6 protein-coding genes are annotated in these 12,303 nt (G+C 62.8%); 5 read left to right on the top strand and 1 reads right to left on the bottom strand.

Annotated elements, in window-relative coordinates; all coding sequences use genetic code 11:
- Nucleotides 1-194: 194 nt before the first annotated feature.
- The gene (locus tag ATI14_RS30680; protein ID WP_016973722.1) at nt 195-1,175 is read left to right on the top strand and encodes a GlxA family transcriptional regulator; all 981 of its coding nucleotides are present in this window, start codon (nt 195-197) and stop codon (nt 1,173-1,175) included.
- A gap of 6 nt (nt 1,176-1,181) precedes the next feature.
- On the opposite strand, the gene ATI14_RS30675 is transcribed toward ATI14_RS30680, so the two are convergent.
- Nucleotides 1,182-7,049 carry a leucine-rich repeat domain-containing protein gene (locus ATI14_RS30675; protein WP_080519889.1) on the bottom strand — a complete coding sequence of 1,956 codons (5,868 nt, stop codon included), beginning with the start codon at nt 7,047-7,049 and terminating at the stop codon, nt 1,182-1,184.
- Between the two features lie 244 nt (nt 7,050-7,293).
- Between ATI14_RS30675 and ATI14_RS30670 the strand changes: the two genes are divergently transcribed.
- The 4 genes from ATI14_RS30670 to astD all read left to right on the top strand — a co-directional run bounded on the left by ATI14_RS30670 (nt 7,294) and on the right by astD (nt 12,289).
- Nucleotides 7,294-8,514 (top strand): aspartate aminotransferase family protein, encoded by a 1,221-nt coding sequence (locus ATI14_RS30670; RefSeq protein ID WP_016973721.1) that lies wholly within the window; start codon nt 7,294-7,296, stop codon nt 8,512-8,514.
- A 214-nt stretch (nt 8,515-8,728) separates the two neighbouring features.
- Nucleotides 8,729-9,748 carry an arginine/ornithine succinyltransferase subunit alpha gene (gene aruF, locus ATI14_RS30665; protein WP_016973720.1) on the top strand — a complete coding sequence of 340 codons (1,020 nt, stop codon included), beginning with the start codon at nt 8,729-8,731 and terminating at the stop codon, nt 9,746-9,748.
- A gap of 49 nt (nt 9,749-9,797) precedes the next feature.
- On the top strand, nt 9,798-10,823 hold the full coding sequence (astA, locus tag ATI14_RS30660; RefSeq protein ID WP_016973719.1) for an arginine N-succinyltransferase: 1,026 nt from the start codon (nt 9,798-9,800) through the stop codon (nt 10,821-10,823).
- Entirely contained in the window at nt 10,820-12,289 is a 1,470-nt protein-coding gene (astD, locus tag ATI14_RS30655; protein WP_165448271.1) for a succinylglutamate-semialdehyde dehydrogenase, read from the top strand. The genes astA and astD overlap by 4 nt, the downstream gene beginning before the upstream one ends.
- Nucleotides 12,290-12,303 lie beyond the last annotated feature (14 nt).

Raw genomic sequence — 12,303 nt, 5'->3', positions numbered from 1 at the left:
TGGCCTCGATCCCTGTGGGAGCTGGCTTGCCTGCGATAGCGGTCTATCAGAAACAGATGTATCCACTGACCCACCGCTATCGCAGGCAAGCCAGCTCCCACCTTTGATCTCTGTTTGTTTTGAGATTTGTTTTGGTTTCCGGGCTAGCATTGGCCTTTGTCTTCATTACCGTTACTCGCTTCGGATAGCACTCCATGACCGCCCATAAAATTGGTTTCCTGATTTGGCCCAGCACAAAAGCCCTGACGCTTGCGCTGGCTGAGGAGGCCTTGCGCGTTGCTCAGCGGGTGCATCCGGACGTGGTCTACGAGCTGTCGTTCCTGCTCGCCGAGCCGGCCACCGACGGCGCCTGGCAACTGCCGGGCGAGCCGTGGGCCGGCAAGCTGGAAGGTTTCCAGAAGCTGTTCCTGCTGGCGGACGAACCGCCCACCGTCATCGCTTCGCAACTGAGCACCGCGCTCAAGCAGCTTGTCCGGGCAGGCTGCGTGATCGGTGGCCTGTCGGCGGGTGTGTACCCGTTGGCCCAGCTGGGTTTGCTCGACGGCTACCGCGCCGCCGTGCACTGGCGCTGGCAGGACGATTTCGCCGAGCGCTTCCCCAAGGTTATCGCCACCAGCCATCTGTTTGACTGGGACCGTGACCGTCTCACGGCTTGCGGCGGCATGTCGGTACTCGACCTGCTGCTGGCAGTGCTGGCCCGTGATCACGGCGCGGAATTGGCCGGGGCCGTCTCCGAAGAACTGGTGGTCGAGCGCATTCGCGAAGGCGGCGAGCGCCAGCGCATTCCGCTGCAAAACCGCCTGGGGTCCAGCCATCCGAAGCTGACCCAGGCTGTTCTGCTGATGGAAGCCAATATTGAAGAGCCGTTGACCACCGACGAAATCGCCCAGCACGTGTGCGTGTCGCGACGACAACTCGAGCGCATTTTCAAGCAATACCTCAACCGCGTCCCGAGCCAGTACTACCTGGAACTGCGCCTGAACAAGGCCCGCCAGATGCTCATGCAAACCAGCAAGTCGATCATCCAGATCGGCCTGTCGTGCGGCTTCTCCTCGGGACCGCACTTCTCCAGCGCCTACCGCAACTTCTTCGGCGCCACCCCCCGCGAAGACCGCAACCAGCGCCGCAGCAGCAGCCCGTTCGAACTGTCCTCGGTACCTGCCGAGCGCGGTTGAGCCGGTTCACTCCTCCTGGGGATGGGCCTGGGGAGACGGCAGCGGGTTGCCGAGTTCATCCTGAGTGGCTTCGATCACCTGAAACTCATTCCCCGTCCGTTCGTAGTAGCGCCTGAGGTAGTCCAGGCTTTCGGGTGACAGCGGGTTGCCGCTCAGGTCGCTGTCATCGTGAAACACCGGGATCATTTCCAGCAGGTCGGGCGGGATTTCCGTAATCAGGTTGTCGCTCAGGTCCAGGGTTTGCAGTTCTCCCAGTTGGAACACGCCCGTGGGCACCGTGCTGATCTGTGTGGCGCGCAAATGCAGCCCCACCAACTGGTTCATCCCGCTGACGTCGGGCGCCAGGGTCAGTGGGTTGTCGCTCAGGTCGAGAAACTCCATGGCGCTCAAGTCCGCGATGGCGCGTGCGCTGTCTGCCGTCAAGGTGATTTCGCACCTGTTCAGTTCCAGGCTGGACAGTTTTGGCAGGTTGAACAGCGCGTCGGGCAGGGTTTCCAGCCGGCAGCGACGCACGTTCAACGTCTGCAGGTTTGGAAAGCAGCGCAGCGTGCCGTCCACCGACGTTGTCGTGCCGTCCCCGGTAAATTCGAACCGGGAGATATGCTCAATACGTGCACTTAGTTCTGGTAGCGCGCCCATGATCGGCGTGTCGAGGCTCAGGCTGTGGGTGAGCTCATCGTCCAGGCTTTCATCGTCTTCTGCGCTTTCGCGGCGCCAGGCCTGCTCCACAAGTGTCTTGAAGTCACGTCGTTGCAGTTGTTCCCGGGCCTGTGTGTCTTCATCCAGCGGCACATCCAGCACGGGGTGGCGTTGCGGTACATCCAGGGCCCACTGCGTCAGGTCAGTCGTCAGTTGCTCATATTCCGCCTCAAGGCGGGCCAAGTGGGGGGCGACGTCAGCCATGTCACCGGGCAGGCCGAAAATAAAGCGTTCCGCCTCTTTTTCCAGCAACAGGGGGTAGAGCGCCTCAACCCTTTCCCGTTCCGCCACCGGGCTTTGCGCGTTGAAAAACTCCCCGGTGCGTTGGCAGTAGGCTTTGATCAGGTCCAGGCTGCGGCGTGACAGCGGGTTGGCGTAGAGGTTGAAACGATGGGTAGCGGTGACCGGCAGCCTGAAGCTGGCGTCGGGCAGTTCGACAATGTTGTTGTGGCTCAGGTTGATCGACATCGGGCGGTCCTGGGTCAGCAGGCCTGGAGGAACGTCCCGCAAACCGGTGTGTTGCAGAGCGACGCTGTTCAAATTGGCCAGGCCCTGAAAGTCCGCCGCAGCGCCCAGCGGATTGTTGGAAAGGTCCAGGTGTTCCAGGCGTGTCATGCCGGCAAGTGCGTTCCGGCTGGCTTGCGACAACGTGATGGCGCAGCGTGGCAGGTCCAGATGCGTGAGCATGGGAAGGTCGAACGCAGAGGTCGGGATGTCGCCCAATCGGGCGTCCTGAATACTGAGAATATCCAGTGCCGCAAAGCTCTTGAGAAACGCATCCGGCTGTAAGGCGGAACCGTTGCCTTCGATGCTCAGGTAACCAATGTGCTTGAACTGCGCACTCAGTGTCGGCAGCTCACCGGCCAGGGCTGAAGGCAGCTTCAATGCATGGATGAAGCGCGTCTCCTGAGGTATTTCCCTGCGCCAGCTGTTTTCCAGCAAACGGTGCAGTGCCTTGCGCCGGGCATGTTCCAGTGCGGACGGCTCGGCTTCGTTCGACCACGTGGTCAGTTCGCCTTGCAGGGTTTTCAGTTCCTCTGTCAACCGCGCCAGTTCGCGCCGGCCCGCTTCAATGTCCCCCGGCAGGCTGAAGATTAGTTTGTTGAGGTTGTCGTGAGTGAGCGAGGGATACAGCAGGCGCGCGTCTCGTTGGTCGACCTCGGCGGCGTCGGCTTCGAAGTGGCTGCCATGTTGCTGGTAATACGCTTTGATGCGCTCCAGCGTGGGCTGCGCGAACGGGTTGCCGGAGAGGTCGAAGCGTTGGCTGACCGAAGGAGGCAAGTCGAACAGGCTCGGCGGCAGCTCACGCATCTGGTTGTCGCTCAGAAAGACGCTGTCCAGTTCGGGCAGGTTGAGCAGGCCCGTGGGCATGTACTCAATGCCTGTGCGGGACAGGTCCAGGTCTTGCAGGTCGCGCATGGCTTGAAGATCCGGCACCCGCCCTAACGGGTTCTGGTGCAGGTTCAGCGCCTGAAGGTCGCTCAGGGCTGCGAGGCGCGCGGCGCTGTCGGTGCTGAGGGTGATGCGGCAGTTGTCCAGGCTTAAGGTACGCAAGTGGGGCAGGTTGTCGACGGAGGGCGGCAGGTCTGCGAGGGGGATGTCCCTGATTTCCAGGTGGCGCACACGGGGAAAGGCTTCGATAAATCGCGCCACGCCCCGGGTGCCTTCGGCGCCGATCACCGACAGAAACGAGACGTGTATCAACTCGTTGGCCAGCACAGGCAGGTCGCCCAGGATCGGCCACCCCAGGCGCAGCGTGAACCCATCGCGCGTCGGGTCTTCGTAGTAGTTGTCGATCTCGGTTTCCCGGCGCCAGCAGCGCCGCAGTTGCTCGGCGATATGGTCGCGGTTGCGCCGCTCGTAGCGGCGTTGGCCAGCGCTCAGAGGGGTGCCGGTGTCGGGATGTTGCGTGGCCAGGGTGCGTTGCCAGGTCGACAGCGAGGCGTCCAGGTGCTGATATTCGGACTCCAGCAAGGCGAGTGCCGCACTGGCGCCGCCGGGGTTGGGGGCCAGATGGTCGATTAACTGCTGCGCCTGAGGCTCGTTCAGAATTGGAAACAGGCTGCGAGCACGCTGCAGCGGAGTCGGCGGCTCGGCCGGGGCAACCGCTTCGGGCGCGTAGCCTTCCGTGTTGCCGAGCAGCCGCAGGGTTTCGAGGCGCAAGGGGCGTGAGTGAGGCATGTCACTTTGCGCGCGCACCACTTCGCGTGGCAGTGGGCGTTGCGCCAGACGCCTTCGCAGCTCGGGGCCGTCATGGATCTCGATGTTCAACGCCCGGCGTTGCGCGTCAGGCAGGGCATGGAGAATCGCGCTGTACAGGTCGGTCTCACCGCTCAACGCATGGCTGTCTTCATGGGGCACGTACAGGCCGGAATCGAGACGCACAAGGGTGCGGCGGATCGGTGCATCAGCCGGGCCGATGCTGTTCCACAAGGCGCCTTGAGGGTGGTGGTGGCGTGCATCGAGGCGGACCAGGTCCGACCAGCCGGGTTGCAGCCGCAGGGAGTTGAGCGCCAGCCGGTCGGTGTCGACACTGTGTTGCGAGTCCAGATACAGGCCTTCATAGGCACGGTTAAGGCGCACCTCTTCCAGCGCCGCGCGCGCCAGCTCAGCCAGGCGCGGGGGCGTGCGGCGCTGGTCCAGCATGTCCAGTTCGGCGCCGCTGGCGTCGCTCGCCAAGCGCTGCGCCACGCTGACGGGCAGGCCGGCGGTGGTGTGCAGGATCTGCCGGGTGTAAGGCGTCGGGGCAGAGGGCAGGGCGCCATAGCGGGAATCGAACAAGGCCGCACGTTGGCGTTCGGCGCTTTGCGCCAGTTGTTTACGCAGGTGCCGGGTGCGGGCGTCGAGGCTCAGTTGCGGGTCGCCGATGCGTTCATCGAATTGACGGCGCAGTTCATCCGGCGAAAGGCACTGGAGGACGGTCTTGAGCAAGTCGCCGTTATTCAACTGTGCTTCATGGATTTGCACCATGGGGTTGGCCGGGTCGCCAAAGGACCAGGTGACCTGGCCCTGGCTGTCAAGAAAGCGCAGTGACTTGTCTTTCGGCCAGTTGCCGTAAGTGGTCAACAGTTGCAGGACGTCCTGAGGGTCGATGCTGGCGTATTGCGCCGGGTCGTCGCTGCGCAGTTTGCCGATCAGTCGTGTGAGCTCGCGGTCGATGCGCAGGCGCGACAGGCTGTCGTCCAGCAGAGGCGGCAGCGGCAAGCTGTTGACGTGCATTCTGCGCAGCGCGTCTTCCTCTACACCACTGAGGCCCAAGGCCTGTTCGCGGTCCGCCTCACTCAAACCCTCGGCTTTGTGACCCAGGCGCTGCAACAGGGTGCTGCGGTCCCATTGCAGGGGGCGTTCCAGCTCGGTGTGCCAACTGCCCGTACCGTTATGGCGAACCACGGGTTGATAGGCCTGCGGGCGGGTGGAGTGTTTGAGCCGGTAGTGCGGGCTGTTTTCGATGGGTTCCACGGCGTACAGCTTGCCGTTCAGTGGCAGGATCGATTCGCCGCGCAGGGTGTGTAACCCATGTTCGTTGATGCCCAGGCGGGGCGGCAAAGTGATGTTGCGCTGATACTGTGACAAGTCAGGTTTCCAGTAACGTCGGCCGCCATTGGCCAGGGTCACGGGTTTGAAGCGCTCGATGAACGCCACCACCTGCGGCGGCAGCGCCTTGCGCATTTCGGCGATGCCGATGGTGCTGCCCACGCCAAAGGCACCCAGTTCCACCAGGGATTGCAGCACACCCATCAAGTGGGTAAAGGCCTCCTGCGTATGGTTTTCGGCCCAGTCGACGACGCCCTCGAAGACCTCATCGAGCAGTTGATAGGCCATGTAGCCCAGCATCAACTCTCCCAGCCCCGGAATAAACGGAGCGACTATGAGCAGCGCGGCGTTAAGGATGGACGACGCGACACTGACGAACGAGTCCCACAGCGCCCAGCGGGCATTGCGGTCGACGTTGGCCGTCGACACCGCCTGGGTTCGCGCATCGTTGAGAATCCGGTTGAGCCTTTGCTGATAGAAGTGTCGCCACGGCTCACCCTGAATCACCTCTGCGACAAATTGCAGTTTGGGGTCATCGGTCGGCTGAGTGCGCCAGGGCGCCAGGCCGCTGCCACGCTCCGGCGGGTGCCAGGTGATGCGGCCCAGGCGCTGACTCAGGTTGGCAAAAAACAGCCCGCGGTGTTCGTGGGCGACAAACCGGCTGAAAAACGCCTGATAGTCGGGGTCGCGCAACTGCCGGGTCAGGGCCTGTTTGAACGCCAGCGGCGAGGCATATTCCTTGAGTGGGTGCTGCGGATCATCCGGTACGTAGGCCAGCAGGCGCTGGACCGAGTGGGTGTTTTCCAGGTCGGGCGCGAGCAGCAGGATTCCGCTCAGCGGCACCTCCATCATCGTGAAGTCGTGGCAACGCAAGGGCAGCTTGCCGAGTGTGAGGGCAGGTCGGCCTTGCAGCAGCGCTTCCACCTGCTGCGCATAATCGACGCCGATATCGCCCCGTGTGCGCGCCAGTTCCAGGGCTGCGCGCAAGGCGGCTTTTTGGCTGACGGTCACCTTGTGTTCGAGCACAGCAGCACTGACCGGTTCGGTGAACCCCAGCTGTTCACGCAGATAAATTGTGTAGCGTGCGCCGATGTCCAGCTCGCGGCATAGCCGCGTGAAGGCCGCGATGCTGACCTTTTCCCGGATGGCGGGCAGCGTATCGAATTGGCCGCTGTCGGAGGGCGGCGTGATGAAAGTGGAGGCGGGCTCAAAGGCACCGTCGCGGGTTTCGTCGTGTTCGAAGTTATGCAGGGCCGCGTCCAGCAATGACACGGTCCAGGTGCGAGCGGCGCCGGAGGGGATCGAAAACCACGGAAGGTGCTGGGGAATATAAAGACGCAGGAACACGTTTTGACTGTCCAGCACCAGGCCGAAGCGCATCTTCAAGGCGTCTTCAAGCACTTCGCGGGCAAATTCCCTGGGGCCTTTCACCTGCTTGAGTGCCTCATCCACCGCATTTTGCGCGCTCCAGTGGTCGGCATTCAGGCGTTTGAGCCGCGGGTTGGCGGGTAACTGCTGCGGTTCGGCACGCAACAAGGCCTGCTGTTTGGCGGGGGAGGCTTTGCCTATCCAGCTCGGGATGGCGTTTCTCAGGAGCTGGTAATGGCTGTCGGGTTGGCTGGAGGGGGAGGGCGTACTCATGCTCAATCTCTGATAACAGGAAAGGGCACGAGTAGATCAGCTTGTTTCACGCCGCCTGCTCTAGATAGTTAGTTTAAACTGCGCCATTGCGATGCTATTTGTCGCATTGGCGTAAACCCGCCAAAATCGCGGGTTGGCGCTATAAGAAGTTGTCGCTTGGCGGCAAGGCCGCGCTGAAAACTGTCCTTACAATCCCTGCATCGCCCGCCAGTTCCAGGCAGGCGTTCCTCTTCAGGAGACTCCGATGTCCGTTGAGCAAGCCCCGGTGCAACGTGCCGATTTCGACCAGGTCATGGTGCCTAACTACGCACCGGCCGCATTCATTCCTGTGCGTGGCGAAGGTTCGCGCGTGTGGGACCAGGCGGGTCGCGAGCTGATCGACTTTGCCGGCGGCATCGCGGTCAACGTATTGGGTCACGCCCACCCGGCGCTGGTCGGTGCACTGACCGAACAGGCCAACAAGCTGTGGCATGTCTCCAACGTCTTCACCAACGAGCCGGCCCTGCGCCTGGCGCATAAACTGATCGACGCCACTTTTGCCGAGCGCGTGTTCTTCTGCAACTCCGGCGCCGAAGCCAACGAGGCCGCGTTCAAGCTGGCCCGTCGCGTCGCGTTTGACCGTTTCGGCACCGAGAAGTACGAGATCATCGCCGCGCTGAACAGCTTCCACGGCCGTACCCTGTTTACCGTCAACGTCGGTGGCCAGTCCAAGTACTCCGACGGTTTCGGGCCGAAAATTACCGGCATTACCCACGTGCCTTACAACGATCTGGAAGCGCTGAAAGCGGCTGTTTCGGACAAGACCTGTGCCGTGGTGCTGGAACCGATCCAGGGCGAAGGCGGCGTGCTGCCGGCCGAGCTGGCTTACCTGCAAGGCGCCCGCGAACTGTGCGACGCGAACAACGCGCTGCTGGTGTTCGACGAAGTGCAAACCGGCATGGGCCGCAGCGGCCACTTGTTCGCCTACCAGCATTACGGCGTGACGCCAGACATTCTTACCAGCGCCAAGAGCCTGGGCGGTGGTTTCCCGATCGCGGCCATGCTCACCCGTGAAGACCTGGCCAAGCACCTGGTGGTCGGCACCCACGGCACCACTTACGGCGGCAATCCGCTGGCGTGTGCGGTGGCAGAAGCCGTGATTGACGTGATCAACACCCCTGAAGTGCTGGCCGGCGTGAACGCCAAGCACGACCTGTTCAAGGCGCGCCTGGAACAGATCGGCAAGCAATACGGCATCTTCACCGAAGTGCGTGGCATGGGCCTGCTGCTCGGTTGCGTGCTGAGCGACGCGTTCAAAGGCAAGGCCAAGGACGTGTTCAACGCGGCCGAGAAAGAAAACCTGATGATCCTGCAAGCCGGCCCGGACGTGGTGCGTTTCGCCCCTAGCCTGGTGGTGGAAGAGGCGGACATCACTGAAGGTTTGGATCGTTTTGAGCGTGCCGTAAAAACGCTGACGCAAGGCTGATAGCGACACCTTTATTTGCCGCGACCTGGATCAAAAGTGGGAGCTGGCTTGCCTGCGATAGCATCAACTCGGTGCAACTGAAAAACCGAGTTGCCTGCATCGCAGGCAAGCCAGCTCCCACATGGAGCCTGCTTGCACATTGATATCCATGTGAACTCAGATCCTGTGCCCGGCATTTTTCCCTCTATGAGTTTTCGAGTTAAGGAGTGACACCATGCTGGTGATGCGCCCCGCGCAAATGGCTGATCTGGGCGAGGTACAGCGTCTGGCTGCGGACAGCCCGATTGGTGTCACGTCCTTGCCGGACGATGTGGAACGCCTGAGCGACAAGATCGCCGCCAGCGAAGCGTCCTTCGCGGCCGAGGTCAGTTTCAACGGTGAAGAAAGCTATTTCTTTGTGCTTGAAGACACCGAGACCGGCAAGCTCGCCGGCTGCTCGGCCATCGTCGCCTCGGCCGGTTACTCGGAGCCGTTCTACAGCTTCCGTAACGAGACCTTCGTGCACGCCTCCCGCGAGCTGAAGATCCACAACAAGATCCACGTGCTTTCCCAGTGCCACGACCTCACCGGCAACAGCCTGCTCACCAGTTTCTACGTGAAGCCCGAGCTGGTCGGTTCGCCGTGGTCGGAGCTCAACTCCCGTGGCCGCCTGTTGTTCGTCGCCAGCCACCCCGAGCGCTTTGCCGATTCGGTGGTGACCGAGATCGTCGGCTACAGCGACGAGAACGGTGACTCGCCGTTCTGGGACGCCATCGGCCGCAACTTCTTCGACCTCAATTACGCCGCCGCCGAGCGCTTGTGCGGGCTGAAAAGCCGCACCTTCCTCGCCGAGCTGATGCCGCATTACCCGATCTATGTGCCGCTGCTGCCCGACGAAGCCCAGGAAGCCATGGGCCAGGTGCACCCGCGTGCGCAGATCACCTTCGACATCCTGATGCGCGAAGGCTTTGAGACCGACCACTACATCGACATCTTCGACGGCGGCCCGACGCTGCACGCACGGGTTTCGGGCATTCGCTCCATCGCCCAGAGCCGCGTGGTGCCGGTGAAGATCGGCGAGATGGCCAAGGGCGCCGGTCGCCAGTACCTGGTGAGCAACGGGCAGTTGCAGGATTACCGCGCAGTGATGCTGGAGCTGGACTACGCACCCGGCAAACCGGTGACCCTGGACCTGGCAGCCGCCGAAGCCCTGGGCGTTGGCGAGGGCGCGAGTGTGCGCCTGGTCGCGGTCTAAAAATTGAGTGTAGCGGGTGGCTGCCAAGCGGCCCGTCTGAGGAGATAGCATGATCGTTCGTCCCGTACGCAGCAGCGATTTACCGGCCCTGATTGATCTGGCGCGCAGCACCGGCACCGGCCTGACCACCTTGCCGGCCAACGAAGAGCGCCTGACTCACCGGGTAGGCTGGGCCGAGAAAACCTTTCGCGGCGATGCCGGGCGTGGTGATGCCGACTACCTGTTTGTGCTGGAAAACGACGAAGGCCGCGTGGTGGGCATTTCCGCCATCGCCGGTGCCGTGGGCCTGCGTGAGCCCTGGTACAACTTCCGGGTGGGTCTGACCGTCAGCGCCTCCCAGGAGCTGAATATTTACCGCGAGATTCCGACGCTGTTTTTGGCCAACGACCTCACCGGCAATTCCGAATTGTGCTCGTTGTTCCTGCACGCCGATTACCGCACCGGCCTCAATGGCCGCATGCTGGCCAAGGCGCGCATGCTGTTCATCGCCGAATTCCCGCAACTGTTCGGCAACAAGATCATCGCCGAGATGCGTGGCGTGTCCAACGACGCCGGGCGTTCGCCGTTCTGGGAAAGCCTGGGCCGTCACTTCTTCAAGATGGAGTTCAGCCAGGCCGACTACCTGACCGGCGTGGGCAACAAGGCGTTTATCGCCGAGCTGATGCCGAAGTTTCCGCTGTACAGCTGCTTCCTGTCCGAAGACGCGCGCAACGTGATCGGCAAGGTCCACCCCGACACCGAGCCGGCGTTGAGCATGCTCAAGAGCGAGGGTTTCAGCTACCAGGGCTATGTCGACATCTTCGACGCCGGCCCGGCGGTGGAGTGTGAAACCACCAAAATCCGTGCCGTGCGCGACAGCCAGGCGCTGGTGTTGGCCATTGGCACGCCAGGGGACGACGCTACGCCGTTCCTGATCCATAACCGCAAGCGCGAAGAGTGCCGCATCACGGCCGCACCGGCCCGGCTGGCGGCAGGCACGTTGGTGGTCGACCCGCTGACCGCCAAACGCCTGCAACTGGTGGTGGGTGATCAAGTGCGTGCTGTTCCGTTGTCTGCTGCCCGGGAGTCGAAATAATGAATTCGTTGTATATCGCTGGTAGCTGGCTGGCTGGCCAGGGCGAACTGTTTGAATCGCGCAACCCGGTGACCCAGCAGGTGCTGTGGGCCGGCAATGGCGCCACGGCCGAACAAGTCGAGTCGGCCGTGCAGGCTGCGCGCCAGGCGTTTCCGGCCTGGGCCAGACGCCCGCTGGAAGAACGCATCGGCGTGCTGGAAGCCTTCGCCGCTACGCTCAAAGCCCGCGCCGATGAAATCGCCCGCTGCATCGGTGAGGAAACCGGCAAGCCCCTGTGGGAATCGGCGACTGAAGTCACCAGCATGGCCAACAAGATTGCCATCTCGGTACAGAGCTACCGCGAGCGCACCGGCGAGAAGAGCGGCCCGCTGGGCGACGCCACTGCCGTGCTGCGCCACAAGCCCCACGGCGTGGTGGCGGTGTTCGGCCCCTACAATTTCCCCGGCCACTTGCCGAACGGGCACATTGTGCCGGCCTTGCTGGCGGGTAATACCGTGCTGTTCAAGCCGAGCGAGCTGACCCCGAAAGTCGCCGAGCTGACCGTGCAATGCTGGATCGAAGCCGGCTTGCCCGCGGGCGTACTGAACTTGCTGCAGGGCGCGCGGGAAACCGGTATCGCGCTGGCGGCCAATCCAGGCATTGACGGGTTGTTCTTCACCGGTTCCAGCCGCACCGGCAATCACTTGCACCAGCAATTCTCCGGGCGCCCGGACAAGATCCTCGCTCTGGAAATGGGCGGCAACAACCCGCTGGTGGTGGACGAAGTGGCCGACGTGGACGCGGCGGTCTACACCATCATTCAGTCGGCGTTTATCTCGGCCGGCCAGCGTTGCACCTGTGCGCGCCGTCTGCTCGTGCCGGAAGGTGCCTGGGGCGATGCCCTGCTCGCGCGCCTGGTGGCGGTGAGCGCGACGATTGAAGTGGGCGCGTTCGACCAGCAGCCCGCACCGTTCATGGGCTCGGTGATTTCCCTCGGCGCCGCCAAGGCGTTGATGGAGGCTCAGGAGCTGATGCTCGCCAATGGCGCCGTGGCATTGCTGGAAATGACCCAGCCCCAGGATCAGGCCGCCCTGCTTACCCCCGGCATCATCGACGTGACCGGCGTGACCGAACGCGAAGACGAGGAATTGTTCGGCCCGCTGTTGCAGGTGATCCGCTACGCTGACTTTGCAGGGGCGATTGCCGAGGCCAATAACACCCAATATGGCCTGGCTGCGGGCTTGTTGTCGGACTCCGAAGCGCGTTACCAGCAATTCTGGCTGGAGAGCCGGGCGGGAATCGTCAACTGGAACAAACAGCTGACCGGCGCGGCGAGTACCGCGCCGTTTGGCGGGGTAGGGGCCTCGGGCAACCATCGCGCCAGTGCCTATTACGCGGCGGATTATTGCGCGTACCCGGTGGCCTCGCTTGAGACCCCGAGCCTGGTGGTGCCGGCGACGCTGACCCCCGGTGTAACACTCAAGTGAAGGTGGCACCGATC

This window comes from Pseudomonas tolaasii NCPPB 2192 (genome assembly GCF_002813445.1).
GTDB classification, from domain to species: domain Bacteria; phylum Pseudomonadota; class Gammaproteobacteria; order Pseudomonadales; family Pseudomonadaceae; genus Aquipseudomonas; species Aquipseudomonas tolaasii.
This window is presented reverse-complemented; position numbering and strand designations above follow the sequence as displayed.